A 21,783-nucleotide genomic window follows, 5' to 3' on the forward strand; every position below is an offset into this window, starting at 1 on the left:
ATGAGTAGTGTCGCTTCTAGCGCTGCGAAAAAGATTGGTTTCGACGATATTATCCTTGCTCAGGGGAAGGATATATCGCGCAAGCTTAACCAGTTGCGCATGGAAAGCTATCCGCCCGACGCACGCAAAACCCTCCGCCAGTTTTCGATGGCAGAGGCGGCGTACTTCTTGGGAGTGTCGCCGAGCAATCTGAAAAAGCTACACTTGGAAGGCAAAGGCGTCGTTCCAACCGTCCATGCTGGGGGTCGCCGGACATACTCAGCCGAGCAAATACGCGAACTAAGGCACTGGCTGGATCAGAATGGTCGCTCGGATGTTAAGAAATATGTCCCAAGTCGCCGCGCGAACGAAAAGCTTCAGGTGCTCGCCGTTGTGAACTTCAAAGGTGGCTCGGGAAAAACCACGACAGCGGCGCATCTTGGGCAACACCTGGCATTGACGGGGCATCGCGTATTAGCGATCGATCTCGACCCTCAGGGATCGATGACAGCGCTCTATGGCATCCAGCCTGAGGTGGATGACTACCCGTCCGTATACGAGGCAATTCGGTATGATGAGAAGCGTTGCTCGCTCGCAGATGTGATAAAACCTACCAATTTCCCCGACCTTGATATTGTCCCCGCGTCACTTGAGCTTCAGGAGTACGAGTACGACACACCTCTCGCGATGCAAGCTGGTACCGAAGGGAAGCGTTTTTGGAATCGACTCCAGAGCGCGCTTGAAGATGTGGACCCCCGCTATGATGTCGTCGTGTTGGACTGCCCGCCACAGCTTGGCTATTTGACACTCACTGCACTCGCGGCGTCAACTTCCGTTCTTATCACGGTGCATCCTCAGATGCTCGATCTGATGTCGATGTCGCAGTTTCTCTTGATGCTCGGCGATATTCTCAAGACTGTGAAGCAGGCTGGCGGCGATGTCGATCTTGACTGGTTCCGCTACTTGATAACGCGGTTCGAGCCCACCGACATGCCGCAGGCGCAAATGGTCGCGTTCATGAAGTCAATGCTGATCCCGCATATGGCGAAGCATGAGATGGTGAAATCCACAGCGGTTTCGGATGCAGGCCTGACAAAGCAGACACTGTATGAAGTTGAACGGTCTGCGATGAACCGCGGAACCTATGACCGCGCTATGGAAGCAATGGAAGCCGTCAATGGGGAAATTCGGGACCTCATTCATGAGGCTTGGGGGCGAAGGAAATAGACTGCGGTCTAAATCGAATTTTTTGTTTGTTTTTACAGTGACTTAAATGGCGGAGCATGACGATGGCGAGGAAGAATATCTTCAACAGTGTAATGAATGACGATCAAGCGGTCGATGAGACGATTGAATCGGCTGCGCCAGTTACACGGTTCGGAGCTGCCAAGTCGCTCTCATCCTCCATTGATGCGTTGGCTCGACAAGCTGAACGGATCAATGACGGTGATGTGGTTGTCGAGCTTGATCCGGAACTGCTTGAGGCGTCCTTCGTTCGCGACCGACTTTCTGGGACCGCAGAAGGTTCGACGACGACCGATGAGGAGTATAGTGAATTGTTGGCCGCCATCCGTGAAAGGGGCCAGGACTCGCCTATTCTCGTTCGGCCAATCCCAAACAAATCTGATCGCTACATGATCGTTTTCGGTCATCGCCGCGCGCAAGTAGCGAGAGAGCTTGGCCGAAAAGTCCGGGCTGTTGTTCGTCAGCTCGATGAGCAGGCACACGTTATTAGCCAGGGGCAGGAGAATTCTGCACGCGCGAACTTAAGTTTTATCGAGCGGGCGACGTTCGCGGATCGCCTCGAAAAGCTTGGTTACTCCCGTGAAGTAATCCAGGTAGCGCTTTCGGTTGATTACCAAACACTGTCTAAGATGCTGACTGTTCCAGGGGCGTTTGGAGAACGGCTGATCGAGGCGATCGGTCCGGCCAAGGGCGTAGGGCGTGACCGATGGTTGCAACTTCGCAAGCTCATCGACGTCCCCAAGAACAAGGCACTCGCCGAGGAATTCACCAACGAAGAAGAGTTTACCAGCCTTGGTCAGGTCGACAGGTTCGAGGCACTATTCAAGCGGCTTCGATCTGGCAAAGAAAAGGCGGCGGTAAAGCGCTCAGAGAACACCCAGCCTCGGCAGGTTTGGAATGCAAAAGACAACGCCGTGAACGTTTCGCGGAAAGTCACGCCAAAAGCTGTGACGCTTGTTCTCTCGTCATCCAACGGCATCGCGTTCGGTGACTGGATCACGAACAATATTGAAAGCCTCTATGAGACTTTCCAGCAGCAAGGGAAAAACTGAGAAGAAAAACCGCAAAAGAAAAAGGCCCCCAATCGACACTGTCGTGGAAGCCTCTCTCAATTCGTAGCAGGCTGAGAATCGCATTTCCACGAATCGCTGTCAAGAGTCGAACCGTCGTTTAGGCGGCCGGGTTTCTTTTGCCTTTTGAAAGGTAAAGGCGAATGCAAATCGGAAATGTGACGACGCCCTTTGGGCGGCGGGCGATATCTCTTGCCTTGGTGAAAGGGCAGAGGGCCGCAGCAGACATCAAGGCAGGCAAGACCGCTGAAAAGTGGAAGGTGTTCCGCGACATCAGCGAAGCCCGCAGCTTGCTCGGTCTCCAGGATCGAGCTCTTGCAGTGCTGGACGCACTGCTCAGCTTCTATCCGGAAAGCCAGTTGTCAGAAGAGTCCGGCATGGTGGTCTTTCCGTCCAATGCTCAGCTCTCGGTTCGGGCGCACGGGATTACCGGCACGACGTTGCGCCGGCAACTTGCCGCACTCGTTGATGCTGGTCTGATTCATCGCCGCGACAGCCCGAATGGAAAGCGTTATGCGCATCGCGGCAAGGAAGGCGAGATCGAGCAAGCGTTCGGCTTCAGCCTGGCGCCGCTTCTGGCCCGCGTCGAAGAACTGGCCCAGTTGGCGCAGCTGGTTGCCGAGGAACGCCGGCTGTTCAAGCGTGCCAAGGAAGCGCTGACGATCTGCCGTCGTGACGTTCGGAAACTCATCACGGCTGCGGTAGAGGAGGGGGCCGACGGGGATTGGGAGGCGATCGAGGCCATGTATGTCGCCGCTCTTGCCAAGCTGCCACGCAATCCGGGACATGATGAGGTCGTCTCCGTACTGGATGAAATGACGCTTCTGCGCGATGAGATCGTCAACCTCTTGGAAATCCAGCAAAATGCTGAAAATATGGCTAGCAATGGTAGTCAGAATGGCTGCCACATACAGAATTCAAAACCCGAATCCTTTCATGAATCTGAACCTCGCTCTGAAAAAGAGCAGGACGGACCGATAGTGGAAGAACCGAAGCCGACAGCCGAGATGAAAAGGCCTTTCCCGTTGGGCATGGTGTTGCGGGCTTGCCCCGAAATTGCCATGTATGGGCCGGGAGGCGCGATCAACCATTGGCGAGAGTTGATGACCGCGGCCGTCGTGGTCCGGTCGAGCCTCGGGGTCAGTCCGTCTGCGTATCAGGACGCCTGCGATGTGATGGGGCCGGAAAATGCGGCGACGGCGGTCGCGTGCATCCTCGAAAGGGCTGGCCACATTAACTCGGCCGGCGGATATCTGCGCGACCTTACCCGGAAAGCGGCCCGGGGTGAATTCGGGCTCGGCCCGATGCTGATGGCTTTGCTGAAGGTTCAGTCCGGCGGAGACCGGAAGTCGGCGTAGCGGGGGAGGGCGCGTCAGATGCGAAAACTTAGGAGCCGCCGGGTCGGGTCAGTCCTCGAGGACCAGCGCATCGAATACCTTGAGGAGCGTATCGACGATGGCCTGACGCATCGCATTGGCGCTCTCGGCAATTTTGGTGTCGTCGTTGCCGCGTGCAGCAAGCGCAAGATCTCCGCCCTTCTCGGCTATGACGGCGGTCGCACGCTCGGTTGCCTATTGTGCGAAGTCGGCGCGATTTTCGATCGTAGCGGTTTGCATCGTCTATCCCTCTTCAGATATGTTTCGGTGCGGGCGGTAGTATCTTGGGTTGGATTAGCGCGTTATTCCCCGTCGGTCCCGACGAGACCTGTTTTCTTTGCCCGATCGAGCAGGTTCTTGACGGAGGATGGGGACCATTTTGTGCCACCGCGAGGCGTCCGCTCGTGGAGACGTTCGAGCTGGATGGCGATCTCCCGCAGCGTCAGTTCGGAGTTGGACGCGTACATGCCCGCGACAAGCGTCATCAAGCGATCCTCGGGTGGCCGTGGGGATGACTTCTTCAGCAGGCCCGGGTCGGCAAGGTGTTCGGCCACGAGCCATTTCACGGCGCGGCGAAGTCGTTCGGGCGTCCAGTCCATACCGCGCTGTTTAAGTATCCGCGCAATGTCGTCCCAGCTGTGGTCCGGGCGCATTCGCCTGACGGTCGGGAGCCATTTGTTGACGTCGATCTGGATGCGCTCGCCATACGCAGCTTTCTGAGCCGCCGTCATTTTGGCGAGCATCTCCGGCCGACGTTCTCTAATACCTGGATTGCCGGGTAGTTTGCCCTTTGACTTTGCCGCGGTGATACCAGCCTTCGTTCGTTCGGAGATCAGTGCGCGTTCGAGTTGGGCCACGGCGCCGAGGACCTGCAGCGAGAACATCCCCTGCGGAGTCGCAGTGTCGATCGGATCTCGCAGAGATCGGAAGTGTGCGCCCTTTGTCGTCAAGTCCTCGATCACGGCAAGCAGATGGCTGACGGAGCGCGCCAGTCGATCGAGACGGACCACGACAAGTGTGTCGCCGGCGTTGATGTGGCGGATCACCTTTGCCAAAGCCGGCCGGGTTAGCGATGCGCCCGAACCGTGCTCTTGGACGATCGTCTCACATCCGGCGGAGCGCAGCTCAATTTCTTGGGCTTCGGTTGCCTGCTCGTCCGTAGAGACGCGGGCATACCCGATAAGTCGGCCCTGTGGTCGACGAGACGTTCGATTCAGCATGTCAGCGGCCATTTAGAGCGTCTGAGAGATAGTTGCGAAGCAGTTTTCCAAAACCAGAAGATAAGGATAACCGATCGTTTGTAAACGTCTCTTGAGGATTTTTGTCAGCTTGTTTGACGGCACAAAGCCCTGAAAGACAACGGTTTTCGGCGATGTGAGGCCTGCCGGCTGCTGTTCCGTACAGTCCGGGAGTCCCCAATCTCTTTATATAGTACGCGCGCGAGAGAAATATGTTCTACGATTGAAGTAAATGGTAAACTAGCTTCAATTCCGTGAAGATAGATCTTTAAAAACAATGAGATATCAAATTTCCGATTTGCCTCTGACGACGCTACTTCCTGCCATTGGAAGGGCTGAGGATCAGCTCGCGCGCCTAGACGAGATTGTTCGGCGTAGCCTGGTCGGGCAGGGCTATGCCGAAAGGGCTCATTTCATCGAGGCAGCGGCCAGCATGTGGGTGGTTGGCGAGCTTGTCCATATGGAGGATCTGGTTCTCCACGACGCAGATCGGGATGTGCGAGCCCCGACGCACGAAATCACCATCGCGCACTCGATCTTAAGAGCGCGGCGGCGCATCGCAGGCGCTGAACCAGACTGGGCGACGAGCACGCCCGGGATCGCCAGCCTAATGGGACGGGAACCGGCGTTTGCGGAACGACGGGCTGCAGGGGAGGGGAGGCGTCCATTGTCATCGGACTTGGCAACGGACCAGGACGAAAGCGGTTTCGCGGAGGAGATGGCCGAAATCGATGCGGTTCTTGATCGCTCTGCCCGTGTGCTCGAAGCCGTTGAGACCGGTGAGGATCGCAAAGCGGATCCCCTGACGGTCGGTGAACTCGTTGTCCGGGATCCAGAATGGAATGAAGAGGGTCGCCTTTCCGATTGGAGAGCGGTTTTGCAAGAGGTCGACGCCTTGCCGCCTACCTTGGCAGCTGCAGTCATATGGGACGCATGGGAAAGCATAGAGCCGTTGCAGCGGCAGCATTGGCTTGGTGTCCAACTCGTGAACTCCTATTTTCGGGCGCGCGGGAAGGTGTCTTCCCACTTGTTCGGCTTCTGCTCCGGTCTGAAAGCGGTGCCACGCGAACGGCGGCGATCGCCGAAACGAGTATCACGAGTGCTTGCCGGGCTGGAGGCAATGACGAACGGTGCTGAACTGGCCACGAAGGAAGTCATTCGGTTGGGCCAGGCGAGGGAGCATCTCGAGCGCAAGCTGAAGGGAAAGCGCTCATCCAGCAGTCTGCCGCGCGTGGTGGACTTGCTGATGACGCGACCGATTGTGTCCTCGTCAATAATCGCCAAGGAATTGAAGGTAAGCCACCGTGCAGCACTCGATCTAGTCAACGAGCTCGGCGTTAGGGAAGTGACGGGCCGAGGGAGTTTTCGTGCTTGGGGAGTGCTCTGAACAATCCCTATTGACTGTGTTGGTGGAACATCCCGAGACAAGCCACTGGCGCGCTGTTAGGTTTGCCGGCCATAGTCAATTAGACGGTCGATGAAACCATCCCTTGCGTTCTCGGCCTGTGGTAGATCTGTTGCCGGGTCAAAGAACGCTTTCAAGGCGTAGTAGCTCAGTTCCAGCGCCGGACTGTCTGTTGAGACATTGCCAAACTTGTTGAAGGCGTCGGCGAACCTTTGCGCGGCAGGTGGATGGGTGGAAGTCGCCTGCCGCACGGCGTCGATGAGTCCGATCCAAATGAATGCTACACAGATGGCCAGCGTCCGGAAATCGCGCTGGTCATCAGCAGCAACCTTGTCAAGGATCCAGGACACAGCCCATCCGTCCGCTTCACGCTCCTGCTGGTGCATGAGCGCGGTCGTTTCCAGATGTCCTAGTACAAGGTGTCCGCATTCATGTAACACTATGACGCTTGCTGCAGCCAGGAACAGATTATTGGTTAAACCGACCTATGATGAGGGATCCGCGATTGAGTCTGGCTCTACAGGTAGGTCGCCCCAGGAGAATGTTTCGTTTCGTATCAGCGCCAGAGCAGCATTCTTCAGCTCGATTGCAGCTGAGCCGGGACCGTCCGGGACGATGACGACCTGCGATAGGTTCATCCCAGCAGCGGTTTGCATAAGGACCTGTAGGACGCGTAGCGCCGCGGCGACAGCCCAAAGGCTCAGCAGGGCAGCGTAGGTGCCCTCAATTTCCTTTGAGGTCGGAAAGGCCTTGAAATTTGCCGGCCCATCCACGATTTCGAGGACCCACGCTTCTCCCCCCATCTGCGCCAACAGTTCATCGGCTCGTTCGGGCGCGATTCTAAATGGGCTTTCTCGGAGCAGGGAAACGAACCCACGCGTCAATCTCTCTGCATCATTCATTCGTAGAAGCTCCGGTTATCTACGCTGATCGCGAGATCGTCGGACCGAATGTCCATAGGCCGAGCTACCGCGCATGTAACTGTCACGACATAGGGATAAGAATCGTCCTGTACAAATCCGATGTCGTTTTTCAGGTCCGAGCCGGAGCCGTATTGCAGCTCAACTTCAACATCTCCTTCGACGCGATAACTGATTTCGCTGGAATCTAATTTTGTCACTGTCACAGTGTCGATGTTATGCCCGTCGACCGTGGTGTGGGTGGAGAGTTCGTCAAGCTCATCGATCGTCTCGGATATGAGTTTTTCGAAGACGGCTTCTTGCATCACGTCAGCCACGGCATGGGTGATAGCCTCGCGGTTTTCAACTGCGGCTTGGAGCAACTGATCAAGGCCGAGCAAAACATCCTGGATCATTACACGGATCTTCCATCCTTTGGAGAGGATGGTTTCGGCGCGAACATGCGTTGCCTTGTTGAGGCCATCCATCACTTCGATGACGGGATCGGTATAGTCGCGCACATCTATCCCGAGAATGTCGCTGACGAAATCATCTGGCAGCCCTGCCTTTACGATGTAGCTTGCACGCTGCTGGCGAGTGACAGTCTTGGTGTCTTTGGCCTGCACAAACCAAACGCAGGCTCGAACTGCCTCATCAGGAGCGAGGCTGTGGAGTACATGCCCAATCGCCTCCCGCAGGCCGCTTGCCACGAAGTTTCCCCGCAACGGATTATCTCGATCTCGAGCCACGCGGAAACAGCCTTCGAGCACCGTATCGAAGAACTTGTCCTTCGGCATTCGTGCCTGGAGTGCGCGCCGAATTTTCCGCAGTTGACTCCAGCGTGGAGGATTGTCGTCGGTCAATGTCTTATGTTTCCTAAAGCCAGCATTGGCTGGAGGCTTCCCTCCCCATTGCAGGCGTTTAATACGTGGAACTTGAATGTCAGAAAAAGATGCACTATTTTCTGACACATGAAAAGCATTTCGACATCAGTACCGGATCAGATTATGAAGCGTGCACGCGCTGGCGGGCGCGGCGGCGTATTCACGCCTAGTGATTTCCTGGGTATCGCTGGACGTGCGGCGGTTGACCAGGCGCTTTCCCGACTGGTCAAGGGCGGTAAGCTCCGACGCCTCGCGCGAGGTCTGTACGATTTCCCGAAAGTCCATCCGCAGCTTGGGCTGCTTTCACCAGCCCCGGATGATATCGCCCAAGCGCTCGCCCGCGAGACTGGTTCCCAGTTGCAGATTGCGGGCGCGCGCGCCGCGAACGCACTCGGACTCTCCACGCAGGTTCCGGCGAAGAACACCTATCTTACCGATGGCCCCTCCCGTCGTGTCGTCTTGGGAAAGCGCGTAGTCGATCTGCGTCACGCCTCGCCCAAACATTTGATCGCTCCTGGCAGCGCGGCCGGTACGGTCGTGCAAGCGCTTCGCCATGTTGGAGAAATGCGTGCCAGGGATGTTGCACAGATCGCGGCGCGCCGTCTGTCAGCCAATGACAAGAAGACGCTGGCCTCCTCTGCTGTCCACGCTCCAGCCTGGATGAGGCCGACGCTCGTATCAATCGCCAATGCTGTGTCGGGTGAAATCGATGGATAGGGTAGCTCTTCTTCCGATTGATGATCGAGCTGCCCTATTCGGCGAAACAGGCGCCGTTCGAGGGGTCGCCAATACGATCATCGAAAAGGACTTCTGGGTCTGCTGGACCTTGAAACGCCTTTTCGGCCTGCAGGAGAAAGATGCAGCCACTCTTGTTTTCAAGGGAGGCACATCCCTTTCCAAGGCGTTTGGCGCGATCCGCCGCTTTTCCGAGGATATCGATCTTTCGTTTGATCGAGCGGAGCTTGGCTATTCCGGCGACCGCGATCCAGAAAAGGACGGCATCAGCAAGAAGCAGGCGAACAGACTCATCGAAGCTCTTGTGAGCGATGTCGAGCGGCATATTGCTGAGAAGCTGCTTCCTGCGCTTCGGTCTGCCATCGTCGAGCAATTGGGCGAGCCAGCCAACGGCGAGTGGTCACTGGACATAGACGCCAGCGACGCGCAGACGGTGAACTTCCACTATCCGACGGCACTCTCCACCTCGGAATATCAAGGAATGGCCTACATCACGCCGCGGGTGAAGCTTGAGCTCGGCGCGCGCGGGGATCCCTGGCCTACAGAGCAGAAAGTCATTCGTCCCTACGCGGCGGACGATTTCCCGAACTTCTTTAATGATCCGGACAGCACCGTGACTGTTCTCTCGGCGCAGCGAACCTTCTGGGAAAAGGCAACCGCGCTACATGCCGAGGCGCACCGGCCACCGGAAACAGCTACGCCGCAGTATTTCTCGCGGCATTATTATGATCTGGCGATGCTTCTCGACACCGAGGAGGGGAAAGCAGCAGCAAGCAATTTCGATCTTCTGGCAACTGTAGCAAAGCACAAGGCGACCTTCTTCCGGTCCAGTTGGGCCAGCTACGACACGGCGAAGCCAGGTACTCTATGTTTGATGCCGAGCGAGTCTCGCGTCAAAGATTTGCGTGGTGATTATCGTGCCATGGCGCCTATGATGTTTGATGAAAAGCCACTCTCTTTCGACGACATACTTGCCAAAATCAAAAAGCTCCAAGAAACAATTAATAGCTAACTCAATGCTGCATGCCAGGGGGAAGTCATTAGCTCTATACGGTCCATCGATCTGCGTCTCATAGATGATCTCGTTGACTTCGTCCGGGGGCAGGGATTCGTGCTGGACTTTTCTGACAAGAGCTTTTCCGACTTCTTCGCCTCAGAGCTAAAGGTCAACATCGACGACCCTAAATATGCCGTGAACGGAGGTTCTAAGGGAAAACGGCTTCGCTATTTCCTGCAGCACTGCGACGACGCCACTGCCGTTCGTACTCTAGCGGCGCTTTGGGAACATCGTTCGGAATATCTCGCGCGCACCGCCAGCAAAGACCCGGTCGTAAACGCTGAAACCCGCTACCAGGGGCTGGTCAATCGACTTTCGGGCAGTCCCACTCAGCAACCAGCTGCGCCCGGCGCCACGGCAATCGCAATCGATCGCCAAAAGCTCGAAAAGGCCAAGTCGGATCTCCTGCAAATCACGGCGCTCACCGCGCAGGCGCGTGGTTATGCCTTTGAGGGCTTCCTCAAGGACCTCTTCGATGCCTTTGGATTAGCCGCCCAGGAACCCTTCCGCCTCCGCGGTGAGCAGATCGACGGCAGCTTTCAGCTTGGCAATGAAATCTATCTCCTCGAAGCCAAATGGCAGGGGCAACCCATTGGGGTCGCCGAGTTGCATACCTTTCATGGCAAGATCGAGCAGAAGGCAGCGTGGACCCGCGGCCTCTTCGTTAGCAATAGCAGCTTCACCGATGATGGCCTTGTCGCCTTCGGAAGAGGCAAGCGCGTCATCTGCATGGATGGTCTCGACCTTTATGAGATGTTGGATCGCGAGCTTCCGCTCACCCAGGTTCTCGAGCGCAAAGTTCGCCGTGCCGCAGAGACAGGCTCGCCGTTTGTCCGCGTTCGTGACCTCTTTCCACGTTAACCAGGCGGAGGAGGCGTATTGGTGCAATTCAACGATTGGAGCGATTCTGCCGATGGTGAGGTTGGGGCGCACTTTCGCAGGGTCATAACCGGAAGGGCAGCCGACCTCGGCACTGGGATACAAGCGACAGCGGCAGTCATTCCCAACCATTACGCCTCTGAAGAACATGTCGCCCGAGCCCTCCGACGACTTGGAAAACCTGCTGCTGCGGCTTTGATCGAAGGCAAACTCCCGACGACTAAGGCAATTCGCTCCGGCGACCTCGGCGAAATCTATGCGACCGAGTGGATTGACGCCCATAGCGGCGGCTACCACGCGCCGATCAAGAGACTGCGTTGGAAAGACCACCGCAACATGGCAATGCGGGGCGAAGATGTCATCGCGCTCCTCCAGGATGCGGAAACGCAGCGGTTGCGGTTCCTGAAAACCGAGGCCAAGAGCCGGGCGGCCCTGACGGCGCAGGTCGTCGCCGAAGCGCGCGAGAACCTCAATAAGGATGGCGGCTTGCCTTCCGGTCATGCCCTTTCGTTCATTTCGGCACGCCTGCTTGAACTCGGCAACGAACCCTTGGCCGATGCGATCGACGACGCGCTTTTGAAACACGGAATCCCACCTGCAAGCGTGAAGCATCTTCTGTTCACATTCTCTGGAAATTCACCGGAGGCAATGTTGACCGCCTCATTGCAAGCCTATCCAGGTGAGGTTCATCAGTGGGGGGTCGGTCTTCGCGTCGATGGCCATGCCGCCTTCATCGGCGCCGTCTATGATCAGGTGATCGTCAATGCCAACAACGCCTGAAGCAATAATTGCCGATATCAACGACGCTGCAACCGCAGGATTTAGAGGGCGTCTGATCGCCCGCGGCCAGGCCAGAGCGATCATTTGGCGTGATGGTGTGTTACCTCCGGATGCGCCGGCGTTCGCGCCCCAACTGACCTATGATTTGCACACCTACGGCTACGCCCTTCTCGGGCTCGGCCTTCGCCTCCTCGAACTTGGCGGCGACGCGGCACAAGCGCGTATCGCCTTCGAACAGGCAGCAACCGCTCTTGAAGCCGTCATAGCCAAGGGTGATCCTGAGGAGGCCGATCGGGATTTCCACCTTGTCATGGCAGCCGCCAGCTACCATCTCGCGCATCTTTCCGCCCGCGCCTACTCTCTCCTCTCAGTTGTGAGCACAGACGAGAACTTCTCGTTGATCGAGCGGGTGCTGGCGCAGTTGATGCGGCGGGATTTGACCGCTATTCGCGCTGCAGTGTTTGACTATAGGGTTTCGGGCGAAGGCAGCGATGCCCAAATCGCCGCCGATCTCCAGGCGGGTCTTGATCAGGCTGAGGCAGCGGCAGCTCCTGCCGAAGGCGGCAACGACTTCGTGTTCGATTGTCTCGACACAGCGCTGACAGATGCATTTCTTGCGGCCATGTCACTATTCCTCCTAGCTCTCGAAAGAGGTGAGCGGCCGCTACTCGATCAGGCGCTGGAGCGCCTTCGAATAGGCCTCTCCATTTGCAGCGAGCTGAATCTGCTGCCGCAATGGTGGGCGCATAGAATTGCTATCCATCTCCTGTCGGATTTGTGGTCGAGTACGTTTCACGAGAGGGTGCCGGTCCAACCGGCCGGCGGAGAAGCCGCCGAATGGCCACGTCTTCGCGAGCTATTCATCGCCCTTCTTCAGCGCCGCCCTAAATCCGAGGTCGATCTTTGGCCGTCGCAGATCGAGGCTGCCGCCCGTGCCGTCGACCAGTCTGACGACCTGGTGGTTTCTCTGCCTACTAGCGCTGGAAAGACGCGAGTCGCCGAGCTCTGTATCCTACGTTGCCTTGCTGGTGGCAAACAGGTGGTCTTTGTCACACCTCTGCGTGCCCTCTCTGCCCAGACAGAGACCACCCTACAGAGAACCTTCGGGCCACTCGGCAAGACGATTTCTGCCCTCTATGGCAGCATTGGGGTGAGTGGCCTCGATGAGGACGCAATCCGGGAACGCGATATCGTGGTCGCAACGCCCGAGAAGCTCGACTTTGCGCTGCGCAACGATCCAAGCCTTCTCGATAACGTTGGCCTCCTCGTGTTCGACGAGGGCCATATGATCGGCCTCAATGAGCGCGAGGTTCGCTACGAAGTCCAGATCCAGCGACTTCTTCGACGTCCGGATGCGCACGAGCGGCGAATCGTGTGCCTGTCGGCAATTTTACCCGATGGCGACCAGCTTGATGATTTTGCTGCTTGGCTCCGACGCGATCACCCCGGCGGTTTGATCAAAAATGACTGGCGTCCAACCCGGCTCCGGTTCGGCGAGGTCGTTTGGACTTCGCCCACCGCGCGACTGAACCTGCGCGTCGGTGATGAGCGCCCATGGGTGGCGAGGTTTCTCACTGGTGCCGAGCCACCGAGGTGGGTGCCGCCAAAGCGTCGTCGAACACGGCTCTTTCCTGACAATCAGCGCGAGCTCTGCCTCGCGACGGCCTGGCGGTTGGCCGACGATGGACAGACTGTCTTGATCTTCTGCCCGGAGCGGCGGAGTGTTGAGCCGTTCGCAGACGTGATCGTCGACCTTCATGAGCGCGGAGCGCTGCGTTCCCTGCTTGAAGCCGACCTAGCGGTGCTCAACACCGCCATTGCACTCGGAGAGGAGTGGTTGGGGCCGAACAGTGCGATCCTCAAGTGCCTTCGCCTGGGCGTCGCACTGCATCACGGTGCCCTGCCTACGGCCTACCGCAAGGAGGTGGAACGGCTGCTGCGCGACAATGTCCTTAAGGTGACCATCTCCTCGCCGACCTTGGCGCAGGGGCTCAACCTCTCCGCCACCGCGGTCGTGATGCATTCGCTTCACCGCAGCGGGGAGATGATCGAGATTTCTGAATTTAAGAACGTCATCGGCCGGGCAGGTCGCGCCTACGTCGACGTTGAAGGCATTGTACTTTTCCCGATGTTCGACGACATCCCAAAGAAGCGGCGCAACTGGGAGAGGCTCATCAACGACCTTGGCGCCAGAAACATGGAAAGCGGTCTCGCGCTTCTCGTTTCGGCACTTTTATCTCGAATGCACGCGCGCATTGGCGGTGATCTTAATCAGCTCATAGACTATGTAACCAACAACGCCGCGGCCTGGACCTTCCCGGAGATCGCAAACGAAAAGCCCGAGGATCGGGTACGTGCGCTTGCCGACTGGGAGCGGCATGTCGCAACCCTTGACACGGCTATCCTCAGCCTGATCGGTGAAAATGACGTTCCCGACGAGGGAATCGAAGCCGCGCTGGACACCATCCTGCAATCGTCCCTCTGGCATCGACGCCTCTTGCGCCAGAATGAGCAGGTCCAGCAGGTCTTGAAGGCTGGCCTTGTTGCCCGAAGCCGGCTCATCTGGAGTCAATCGACGGCCGCACGTCGCCGCGGTTACTTCCTTGCTGGAGTTGGACTGACAACCGGGCATGCTCTCGACGCGATAGCGGCAGAGGCCAATCTTCTCCTGATCCAGGCTAATGGTGGCATTCTCGAAGGAGACGCAGAGGCGGCAATCGCCGCAATCACCGCGCTCGCGGAGCGCGTTTTCACATTCTTCCCTTTTACCCCTGACCCCATGCCCGCAAACTGGCGAGACATCCTGCGGACATGGCTTCAGGGGCAACCACTTGCCGATATCGCCGCCGGCCAGGAGTCCGAAACGCTGCAATTCATCGAGGGAGGTCTGGTTTATCGTCTTCCCTGGGCTATGGAGGCGATCCGTGTGCGTGCCGCTGCGAACGGCGATACAGTTGGCGTCTTTGGTGCTCTTCTGGAAGACCATGAGCTGGGCCTCGCTGTTGCCGCCGTCGAAACGGGTACGCTCAATCGCTCCGCATCGCTCCTTATCCAGGCCGGCTTTAATTCGAGGCTTGCGGCAATCAAGGCCGTTGTCGACACAGGCGCTGCCTTCCAGACGGGCCACGAGCTTCGGCAATGGCTTGGTTCGGAGGCCGTCACGGCGTGGAGCGCATTGCCCGACTGGCCGACTCTTGAGACGAAAGCAATGTGGACAGAATTCGTGCAGAGCTTTACGCCGCAGGAAAACCGCACTTGGTCAGACCGTCGATATTGGGCGAACGTGGCATGGCTCGGCGCGCCACCACCACCAGGCACTCTGGTGCAAGTTCATCATTGGGGAGGTCAACCTCGGGTGCTCGCTGCCGACGGTGCCATGCTCGGTAATTTGCAGGCCGCACTCAACCCCGGAAGAGCGGGCCTATTGCGCGCTCAGGTCGCCCCTGACGTCGGCCGGATCGACATCACCTATCTGGGGCCGGCTGACCTGTCTGGCGCGTGACTGCCCTGCTGAGAAGTGCCTTCGCGTGAACCATGCAGGTTTATGCTCAAACCTGGTGAAACGATGCTGTTGGTTTCCGCGCGGAACTGAGCCGGTTTTTCCACCGAGAAGTGAGCCACCTCTGAGTATGGTTTTCTGATCAGGGTTTGGTCAAGGGATTGGCCTTTCTCCTCTTTTCTGTGCTGCTGCGGCCGAGCTGGCCTTGAAGCGGAAGCTATCGTTTCCGGTTTCCAGGATGTGGCAACGGTGGGTCAGGCGGTCGAGCAAAGCGGTGGTCATCTTGGCGTCGCCGAAGACGGTGGCCCATTCGCTGAAGCTGAGGTTGGTAGTGATGACGACGCTGGTGCGCTCATAGAGCTTGCTCAGCAGGTGGAAGAGCAGCGCTCCGCCTGACGCGCTGAATGGAAGGTATCCGAGTTCATCGAGGATCAGCAGATCGAGGCGGACCAGCGCTTCGGCGATCTGGCCTGCCTTGCCTCTGGCCTTCTCCTGCTCGAGAGCGTTGACCAATTCGATGGTCGAGAAGAAGCGGACCTTTCGACGATGATGCTCGATTGCCTGGACGCCGAGAGCGGTCGCGATATGTGTTTTTCCTGTGCCCGGTCCGCCGACGAGCACGATATTCTGCGCTCCGTCAATGAACTCGCATCGGTGCAGTTGGCGCACCGTCGCCTCGTTGATGTCGCTGGCGGCGAAGTCGTAGCCGGAGATGTCCTTGTAGGCAGGAAAGCGCGCTGCCTTCATATGATAGGCGATGGACCGGACCTCGCGCTCAGCCATTTCGGCTTTTAGCAACTGGGACAGGATCGGCACGGCCGCATCGAAGGCTGGAGCCCCTTGCTCGATCAGGTCTGTGACGGCTTGGGCCATGCCATACATCTTCAGGCTCCGCAGCATGATGACGACGGCGGCGCTGGCGGGATCATGACGCATGGCGACCTCCCACGATCCGGACACGCAAGCCATCGTAGCGTTCGACGTTGGCCCTGGGTTCGCGCAGCAAGGTCAGCGCCTGTGGCGTGTCGATATCGGGACCATCGGTGGTTTTGCCGTCGATCAGCCGATGCAGCAGGTTCAACACATGGGTCTTGGTGGCCACGCCAGCATCCAGGGCGAGTTCCACAGCGCGGAGGACGACCTGTTCGTCGTGATGAAGGACGAGAGCAAGGATATCAGCCATCTCACGATCACCGCCGGGGCGGCGAAGCATCTGGTCCTGCAATTTGCGGAAGGCCGGCGGTAATTCCAGGAAGGGAGCACCATTGCGCAGGGCTCCGGGTTTGCGCTGGATAACCGCAAGGTAATGCCGCCAGTCGTAAATCGTTCGCGGTGGTTTGTCGTGGCTGCGTTCTATGATCCGAGGATGTTCGCAGAGGATATTGCCCTCGGCTGCAACGACCAGCCGCTCGGGATAAATCCGCAGGCTGACGGGCCGGTTCGCAAATGATGCTGGCACACTGTAGCGATTACGTTCGAAGGTGATCAGGCATGTCGGCGAGACCCGCTTGCTCTGCTCGACGAAGCCGTCAAACATGGCGGGCAATGCCATTAACGCAGGCTGCTCATCACCCCAAACATCCGCGATCGAACCGGGAAGGCTCCCATGCGCTGTCTCCTGCCACAGGTCCTGGCAATGCTGTTCCAGCCAGAGGTTCAACGTTGCCAAATCCGGGAAGTGGGCATCTGTTGCCATAGGCGGGGACGAGAATCCTGGACGTTCTTCTCCACCTGGCCCTTCTCCCACCCCGCGGCGGGATTGCAGAACTCGGGCGCAAAGACGTAATGGTTCGTCATCGCCTGGAAGCGGACGTTGACTTGCCGTTCCTTGCCGCGGCCGACGCGATCGACCGCTGTCTTCATATTATCGTAGATGCCGCGAGCAGGGACGCCGCCGAACACACGGAAGCCGTGCCAATGGGCGTCAAACAGCATCTCGTGCGTCTGCAGCAGATACGCCCTGACCAAAAATGCGCGACTGTGCGATAGCTTGATATGCGCGACCTGCAGCTTCGTGCGCTCGCCGCCAATGACGGCATAGTCCTCACTCCAATCGAATTGGAATGCTTCGCCTGGGCGGAAAGACAGCGGAACGAATATGCCGCGGCCCGTCGTCTGCTGCTCACGTTGCCGGTCCGCTCGCCAATCACGGGCGAAGGCGGCAACCCGGCCATAGGAACCGGTAAAGCCGAGTACCACCAGATCGGCATGAACCTGCTTCAGTGTTCGCCGCTGCTTGCGCGACTTCCCGGCCTCTGTCTTCAGCCAGGCCGCCAGCTTGTCGGCAAAAGGATCAAGCTTGCTAGGCCGTTCTGGTACCGTGAATGTCGGTTCGATTGTACCAGCGTTCAGATACTTCGCGATCGTGTTCCGCGACAGCCCGGTGCGCCGGCTGATCTCGCGGATCGACTGCTTCTCACGCAGCGCCATCCGACGGATGATATTTAAAAGTCCCATGTGGATCACTCCGTTGCCCCCGTCGCTCTCCGCGTTGGGGGGAAGGTTCACATGGCTCAATTCTCAATGGAAATTATGCGCCTAACCGGCTCAGTTCTGCGTGGAAACCAACACGCAGCCCTTCTTAACGCCCAGCCAATGGGATTTTACGCCCCCGCGCAAATCGTGCGTGATGCCGAAAAACACCGCGTCAAAATCCGCCCCGTCTGTATCAACACCTCGCGCTGGGACTGCACGCTCGAACCGATGGAGGATGGACGGTTTGCCGTCCGCCTCGGGTTCCGAATGGTCAAGGGACTGGCGAACAAGCACGGGGCGGCGATCGTTGCCGCCCGCGAAGACAAGCAGTTCCAGTCGATCGATGATCTGTGGCGGCGCGCAAGCGTCCCGTCGGCGTCTCTTGTGAAGCTCGCTGAAGCCGATGCGTTCCAGCCGGGGCTGAAGCTTGCAAGGCGCGAGGCACTCTGGGCGATCGAAGCGCTGCGCGATGAACCCCTGCCGCTGTTTGCCGCAGCGGCCGCACGCGAGCAGTCCGTCGTCCCGGAGGCGATCGAGCCGGCGGTCGCACTGAAGCCTATGACGTCAGGCGGCGAGGTCGTCGAGGACTATAGCCATGTCGGACTGACACTGCGTGCCCACCCGCTGAGCTTTTTGCGCGACGATCTTACGAAACGCCGGATCGTCACATGCGAGGACGCCATGAACGCCCGCGACGGTAAATGGCTCGAGGCTGCTGGCCTTGTCCTTGTGCGCCAGCGTCCGGGCTCGGCCAAAGGGGTCATGTTCATTACCATCGAGGACGAGACGAGCCATGCCAATCTCGTCGTCTGGGTGAAGACCTTTGAGAAATATCGCCGCGTCGTCCTCGGCGCCGGGATGATCGGCGTCTATGGCAAGGTCCAGCGCGAAGGTGAGGTCGTGCATCTGGTCGCGCACCGGCTGACTGATCTTTCTGCCGAGCTTGCCAGCATCGGGTCGCGGGACAAGGCGTTTCCGCTACCCCATGGTCGTGGCGACGAGTTTCATCATGGGTCGCCGACGCCGGACCCGCGCGGGCTGCCGAGGGTTCGTGATATCGTCGATCCGTACGGACACATCGATCAGATCAGGGTGAAGACGCGGGACTTTCGATGAATTTCCCGGGCTGCCTTCGCGCCAAAAAATAGGGCCATCGGAATACCGAGGCCCTTTAATTGTGAAGGTCAAAAACCTCCAGAGGGGAACAGCTGATGCGATGGACCTGGGAGGAAGCCATCGCGTGCATCAGCTATAGGCATACTGCCTAGATATTGTGCGATGCGCAAACAAGAATTGTGCAACGCACCTATGCAAAATGCGATGGCCTGCCAAAAAGCCTCGAACTTGCGGTTGCCTGCTGCGTGCAGCTTCTTCTCCACCGTACTCCTGCAATGACGGCGACCTACTCCCAGACCGGTGTGGACGGACCACCAGAGTTTGGTGTGCGGCGATGTGTTCCGAATCAGCAAGATCTTTGAAGCTCGAGACTGGGCTCATGGAGGCGTTCCATTCCCGCTCTTGATGGATGGCTTCCTGGTCCAGCCCCGGATCTCCGTCGATCAACCCGCTGCGGGGTCCGCTACGCAAGCGTGCGGCCCTCGGCTTTGCCTTCGGGTGATCGCAACCGGTTCCGGACACTGACGGGAGCCATCGAGCGGGAGCGGCCCGCTCCAAGATGGAGCCTTCCAATGAACACAGATCTCAACCTCGCACAGAACCACGCCTTCCAGCTTTCCCGCACTCTTATGGTCCCGGTCACGCTTTTCCGGTCTGGCGGCGAGTTCGGCGTCCTTCCGAGCGACGAACTCGATGACGGCGAAGTCGAGACCATCGCGGAGTTCGATCCATTCTCGTACGGGCCGGCTCATTGAGCCGGCATTTCCTTGCCGCTTGCGAGCTGCAGGCGGCAAGGGAAGCTTCGCCGCGGCTGGCATGTACCGTTTGCGCAAGGTGCAGATCTGCAGGTTGCCAGTCGCGCCCTTGCCTCCTTTGCTCTTCGCGGGCCGTCGGAAACGGTCCTGCAAATTGCGGGAGAAATGAAACGGACAAGAAGGGCGGCGCCAAGAGCGCCGGCAGAAGGATGGAGAAACAGAAACTTGAAGACCTACGGGATCGTGTCCCGTGCGCCGTCGTGCTGGAGCAGGCGGGGTTCGTGCTCGATCTGAAAGAAAGCACACGGCGGGCAATCAAATACCGGCGCGGCGGGGAGATTGTCATCGTCATACACGGCGGCAGAGGATGGTTCGACCCGCTCTCCGAGGCCAAGGGCGATGTCTTCAGCCTCGTTCAGCATGTAGAGGGCTTCTCTTTTGTTGATGCTCTGGTACGTGTCGCGTCGCTGCTTGGGGTCGACTTGCAGGAGCCAGAGTGGCGACGCTCAGTGCGCGATACCACTCCTGCAGCTTCCATCTGGGAGCGATGGGACGGTCGGCGACGGCCATGGCGCGGGTCTATGACGTGGCGCTATCTTGCCACCGATCGCTACGTACCGCCAAGGATCCTCCGCGCAGCTATTGAGACCAATGTCCTGCGGGAAGGTCCATACGGCAGCATGTGGGCGGCCCATGTCGATGACGCTGGTGCCGTGACCGGCTGGGAAGAGCGCGGCCCGGACTGGCGGGGATTTTCGAAGGGCGGATCGAAGGTGCTGTTCCGTCTCGGCGCCAGAGACGCCCTGCGCCTGTGCGTCACCGAAGCAGCGATCGACGCCATGAGCCTTGCCGCTTTCGAAGGGCTGCGCGACGGAAGCCTCTATCTCAGTACCGGCGGAGGCTGGTCGCCGACGACGGAGGTCGCACTCCGCAAGCTGGTCTCGTGCACCGGTGCGCTGCTCGTCGCGGCTACCGATGCCAACAGCCAGGGTGAGAGTTTTGCCGGCCGCCTTCGCGACATTGCCGATGAAGCGGGCTGCGACTGGTTACGGCTGAAGCCGCCGGCCGACGACTGGAATGATGCACTCCGCGCTCGCGAGCAGGAGAGGAAAGAAAGAAGAATGTAAAGAGAGAGGGGAGGCGTGCCGCATGCCCGCCGGCCGCGTCAAGGGTAAAGCTTCGCCCGGCTATGCCGGCCCTTGACCCGCCCGGACGGAGAGGCGGCCTGGAAGGAGGTGTCAGGAAGGACTGAAGAAAAGATGGCGACCATGAGGATCCGCCGCGTCTCAGTCCGGACGAGGCTGAAGGAGCCCGATCATGACCCTCTCTCCCATCCGTAAAGTCTATCAGGGCATCGCCGATCGCCGGCAGATGTTTCGCATGTTCGACCGGCACGCGCAGCGACCGAACCGATGGGACGGCGACGACAGTGCGCTTTATTCTGGCGAGTGGTTCGAGATCGATGAGGCGTCCAGCGACTATATGCTCGACGTTCTGCCGCCACTGTGGATCCGTGGCGAGATGTTCGCGATGCGCGAGTTTCTGACAGGTTCGATCACTTCCGTCTTCTTCACCCTCAGGATTGACGGCAAGATCCGTTATTTTCACGGCTATTGCGATCTTGCAGACACGTCCTCGGCCCAGCAGATGCGTACCGCGATTATCGAGCGGGAGACCCGGCCGGCCCGGGCAATGACGCGTCAGGAGCGCCTCGAGCATATCTGGTCGAGCACGGCCGACGAGTATCGCGGTTACTCCGACTTCCGGTTTCCAGCTCCTAAGCGCGGCAGGCGGAACATCCGCATGTTCGGGAGTGGCGCGATCAACGTCAAGCTGCTCGAGGATCTGACCGACGCGGAGATCGCGTCCAAGCTGCCGGTGCACTTGCGCTATCTGCCCGACGCGATTGCAGCGTGAGGCGGCGTGATATGTTCACTTTCTCTGTGACCGATATTGGCGCCGTGCTGGCGCGTGGCCGCGCTGACGCGGACGCAAATGGGGGATATCGCGTGCCCTATCACGGGATATCCCCCGATAGCGATGCTCGCGCCGGCCTATGGCTGGTTGGAGACGAGAGCGTATACGCGATGTCGAACGGCAAGCTGGCCGGAAGCCAACGTGCGCTCGTCGTCTATGCCGAGGAGTGCAATCCCCAGACCAACCCGGATTACTGGCATTACAAGAGACAGTATTTCGGGGGTGATGACGGTGTCGAGTTTCTCGACGCAATGGAAATCGAGCGGCTGATCACGGCCGCGCCCGATGCAACCCATCTCCGGATCATCATGGACGACAGTTCCATGTCCATCGAACTGATCCGCTGACACGACCCGTCGCGGTCGCTTTTCCAACATTCCGGCGAACCTCTCCCGTCCACCGCGGCCGGCGACG

At 58.7% G+C, this 21,783-nt stretch carries 18 protein-coding genes and 2 pseudogenes; 14 read left to right on the plus strand and 6 right to left on the minus strand.

Annotation, left to right across the window (positions count from 1 at the left end; all coding sequences use genetic code 11):
* The 3 genes from repA to repC all read left to right on the plus strand — a co-directional run bounded on the left by repA (position 1) and on the right by repC (position 3,652).
* Positions 1 to 1,206 carry a plasmid partitioning protein RepA gene (repA, locus tag CFBP4996_RS25550; RefSeq protein WP_080855464.1) on the plus strand — a complete coding sequence of 402 codons (1,206 nt, stop codon included), beginning with the start codon at positions 1 to 3 and terminating at the stop codon, positions 1,204 to 1,206.
* A gap of 62 nt (positions 1,207 to 1,268) precedes the next feature.
* On the plus strand, positions 1,269 to 2,276 hold the full coding sequence (gene repB, locus CFBP4996_RS25555; RefSeq protein WP_080855465.1) for a plasmid partitioning protein RepB: 1,008 nt from the start codon (positions 1,269 to 1,271) through the stop codon (positions 2,274 to 2,276).
* 161 nt (positions 2,277 to 2,437) lie between these two features.
* On the plus strand, positions 2,438 to 3,652 hold the full coding sequence (repC, locus tag CFBP4996_RS25560; RefSeq protein ID WP_080855466.1) for a plasmid replication protein RepC: 1,215 nt from the start codon (positions 2,438 to 2,440) through the stop codon (positions 3,650 to 3,652).
* Between the two features lie 320 nt (positions 3,653 to 3,972).
* On the opposite strand, the gene CFBP4996_RS25565 is transcribed toward repC, so the two are convergent.
* Positions 3,973 to 4,902, minus strand: coding sequence for a recombinase family protein (locus CFBP4996_RS25565; RefSeq protein ID WP_080855467.1), 930 nt, complete (start codon positions 4,900 to 4,902; stop codon positions 3,973 to 3,975).
* A gap of 283 nt (positions 4,903 to 5,185) precedes the next feature.
* Between CFBP4996_RS25565 and CFBP4996_RS25570 the strand changes: the two genes are divergently transcribed.
* On the plus strand, positions 5,186 to 6,295 hold the full coding sequence (locus tag CFBP4996_RS25570; RefSeq protein WP_080855468.1) for an RHE_PE00001 family protein: 1,110 nt from the start codon (positions 5,186 to 5,188) through the stop codon (positions 6,293 to 6,295).
* A 56-nt stretch (positions 6,296 to 6,351) separates the two neighbouring features.
* On the opposite strand, the gene CFBP4996_RS25575 is transcribed toward CFBP4996_RS25570, so the two are convergent.
* From CFBP4996_RS25575 to CFBP4996_RS25585, 3 genes are read right to left on the minus strand one after another with little or no spacing between them, the layout of a single operon-like run.
* Positions 6,352 to 6,780 (minus strand): phage exclusion protein Lit family protein, encoded by a 429-nt coding sequence (locus CFBP4996_RS25575; RefSeq protein WP_080855469.1) that lies wholly within the window; start codon positions 6,778 to 6,780, stop codon positions 6,352 to 6,354.
* Positions 6,781 to 6,798: 18 nt separating this feature from the next.
* Complete coding sequence (locus CFBP4996_RS25580) at positions 6,799 to 7,215, minus strand: hypothetical protein (RefSeq protein ID WP_080855470.1); 417 nt, start codon at positions 7,213 to 7,215, stop codon at positions 6,799 to 6,801.
* Positions 7,212 to 8,075, minus strand: coding sequence for a pPIWI-associating nuclease domain-containing protein (locus CFBP4996_RS25585; protein WP_080855471.1), 864 nt, complete (start codon positions 8,073 to 8,075; stop codon positions 7,212 to 7,214). Before CFBP4996_RS25585 ends, CFBP4996_RS25580 begins: the two co-directional genes overlap by 4 nt.
* Positions 8,076 to 8,219: 144 nt before the next feature.
* Between CFBP4996_RS25585 and CFBP4996_RS25590 the strand changes: the two genes are divergently transcribed.
* From CFBP4996_RS25590 to CFBP4996_RS25610, 5 genes are all read left to right on the plus strand, one after another.
* A complete protein-coding gene (locus CFBP4996_RS25590; RefSeq protein WP_080855472.1) occupies positions 8,220 to 8,813 on the plus strand; it encodes a DUF6088 family protein in 594 nt (197 codons plus the stop codon).
* The gene (locus tag CFBP4996_RS25595) at positions 8,806 to 9,843 is read left to right on the plus strand and encodes a nucleotidyl transferase AbiEii/AbiGii toxin family protein (RefSeq protein ID WP_080855473.1); all 1,038 of its coding nucleotides are present in this window, start codon (positions 8,806 to 8,808) and stop codon (positions 9,841 to 9,843) included. Before CFBP4996_RS25590 ends, CFBP4996_RS25595 begins: the two co-directional genes overlap by 8 nt.
* A gap of 99 nt (positions 9,844 to 9,942) precedes the next feature.
* Complete coding sequence (locus tag CFBP4996_RS25600) at positions 9,943 to 10,749, plus strand: restriction endonuclease (protein ID WP_080855474.1); 807 nt, start codon at positions 9,943 to 9,945, stop codon at positions 10,747 to 10,749.
* 18 nt (positions 10,750 to 10,767) lie between these two features.
* Complete coding sequence (locus CFBP4996_RS25605; RefSeq protein WP_080855475.1) at positions 10,768 to 11,547, plus strand: Hachiman antiphage defense system protein HamA; 780 nt, start codon at positions 10,768 to 10,770, stop codon at positions 11,545 to 11,547.
* Positions 11,531 to 15,049, plus strand: coding sequence for a DEAD/DEAH box helicase (locus CFBP4996_RS25610; protein ID WP_080855476.1), 3,519 nt, complete (start codon positions 11,531 to 11,533; stop codon positions 15,047 to 15,049). Before CFBP4996_RS25605 ends, CFBP4996_RS25610 begins: the two co-directional genes overlap by 17 nt.
* Positions 15,050 to 15,199: 150 nt before the next feature.
* Here the strand turns inward: CFBP4996_RS25610 and istB are convergent, their stop codons facing one another.
* Together istB and istA are read right to left on the minus strand one after the other, a co-directional pair.
* Positions 15,200 to 15,982 carry an IS21-like element helper ATPase IstB gene (gene istB / locus CFBP4996_RS25615; protein WP_080855477.1) on the minus strand — a complete coding sequence of 261 codons (783 nt, stop codon included), beginning with the start codon at positions 15,980 to 15,982 and terminating at the stop codon, positions 15,200 to 15,202.
* A pseudogene (gene istA, locus CFBP4996_RS25620) lies at positions 15,972 to 17,503 on the minus strand (IS21 family transposase). Before istA ends, istB begins: the two are co-directional and overlap by 11 nt.
* Positions 17,504 to 17,620: 117 nt before the next feature.
* Here istA and CFBP4996_RS25625 point away from each other — a divergent pair.
* The 5 genes and pseudogenes from CFBP4996_RS25625 to CFBP4996_RS25645 form a co-directional block, all read left to right on the plus strand.
* Positions 17,621 to 18,637: pseudogene (locus CFBP4996_RS25625) on the plus strand (helix-hairpin-helix domain-containing protein); the annotation flags it as partial.
* A gap of 572 nt (positions 18,638 to 19,209) precedes the next feature.
* Positions 19,210 to 19,392 carry a hypothetical protein gene (locus CFBP4996_RS25630; protein WP_080855479.1) on the plus strand — a complete coding sequence of 61 codons (183 nt, stop codon included), beginning with the start codon at positions 19,210 to 19,212 and terminating at the stop codon, positions 19,390 to 19,392.
* A gap of 209 nt (positions 19,393 to 19,601) precedes the next feature.
* Positions 19,602 to 20,519, plus strand: a complete 918-nt coding sequence (locus tag CFBP4996_RS25635) for a DUF3991 and toprim domain-containing protein (protein ID WP_080855480.1) — start codon at positions 19,602 to 19,604, stop codon at positions 20,517 to 20,519.
* Positions 20,520 to 20,709: 190 nt separating this feature from the next.
* Positions 20,710 to 21,309, plus strand: coding sequence for a DUF1419 domain-containing protein (locus CFBP4996_RS25640; RefSeq protein WP_080855481.1), 600 nt, complete (start codon positions 20,710 to 20,712; stop codon positions 21,307 to 21,309).
* An 11-nt stretch (positions 21,310 to 21,320) separates the two neighbouring features.
* Positions 21,321 to 21,716, plus strand: coding sequence for a DUF3085 domain-containing protein (locus CFBP4996_RS25645; RefSeq protein ID WP_080855482.1), 396 nt, complete (start codon positions 21,321 to 21,323; stop codon positions 21,714 to 21,716).
* Positions 21,717 to 21,783 lie beyond the last annotated feature (67 nt).

The sequence above is a fragment of the Agrobacterium leguminum genome (assembly GCF_005144435.2).
GTDB lineage: Bacteria > Pseudomonadota > Alphaproteobacteria > Rhizobiales > Rhizobiaceae > Agrobacterium > Agrobacterium leguminum.

Bases quoted from the DNA above. Each gene is read 5' to 3' on its own strand.
- repA (WP_080855464.1), top strand. From the start codon at position 1: ATGAGTAGTGTCGCTTCTAGCGCTGCGAAAAAGATTGGTTTCGACGAT.
- repB (WP_080855465.1), top strand. From the start codon at position 1,269: ATGGCGAGGAAGAATATCTTCAACAGTGTAATGAATGACGATCAAGCG.
- repC (WP_080855466.1), top strand. From the start codon at position 2,438: ATGCAAATCGGAAATGTGACGACGCCCTTTGGGCGGCGGGCGATATCT.
- CFBP4996_RS25565 (WP_080855467.1), bottom strand. From the start codon at position 4,902: ATGGCCGCTGACATGCTGAATCGAACGTCTCGTCGACCACAGGGCCGA.
- CFBP4996_RS25570 (WP_080855468.1), top strand. From the start codon at position 5,186: ATGAGATATCAAATTTCCGATTTGCCTCTGACGACGCTACTTCCTGCC.
- CFBP4996_RS25580 (WP_080855470.1), bottom strand. From the start codon at position 7,215: ATGAATGATGCAGAGAGATTGACGCGTGGGTTCGTTTCCCTGCTCCGA.
- CFBP4996_RS25590 (WP_080855472.1), top strand. From the start codon at position 8,220: ATGAAGCGTGCACGCGCTGGCGGGCGCGGCGGCGTATTCACGCCTAGT.
- CFBP4996_RS25595 (WP_080855473.1), top strand. From the start codon at position 8,806: ATGGATAGGGTAGCTCTTCTTCCGATTGATGATCGAGCTGCCCTATTC.
- CFBP4996_RS25610 (WP_080855476.1), top strand. From the start codon at position 11,531: ATGCCAACAACGCCTGAAGCAATAATTGCCGATATCAACGACGCTGCA.
- istB (WP_080855477.1), bottom strand. From the start codon at position 15,982: ATGCGTCATGATCCCGCCAGCGCCGCCGTCGTCATCATGCTGCGGAGC.
- CFBP4996_RS25630 (WP_080855479.1), top strand. From the start codon at position 19,210: ATGAACACAGATCTCAACCTCGCACAGAACCACGCCTTCCAGCTTTCC.
- CFBP4996_RS25635 (WP_080855480.1), top strand. From the start codon at position 19,602: ATGGAGAAACAGAAACTTGAAGACCTACGGGATCGTGTCCCGTGCGCC.
- CFBP4996_RS25640 (WP_080855481.1), top strand. From the start codon at position 20,710: ATGACCCTCTCTCCCATCCGTAAAGTCTATCAGGGCATCGCCGATCGC.
- CFBP4996_RS25645 (WP_080855482.1), top strand. From the start codon at position 21,321: ATGTTCACTTTCTCTGTGACCGATATTGGCGCCGTGCTGGCGCGTGGC.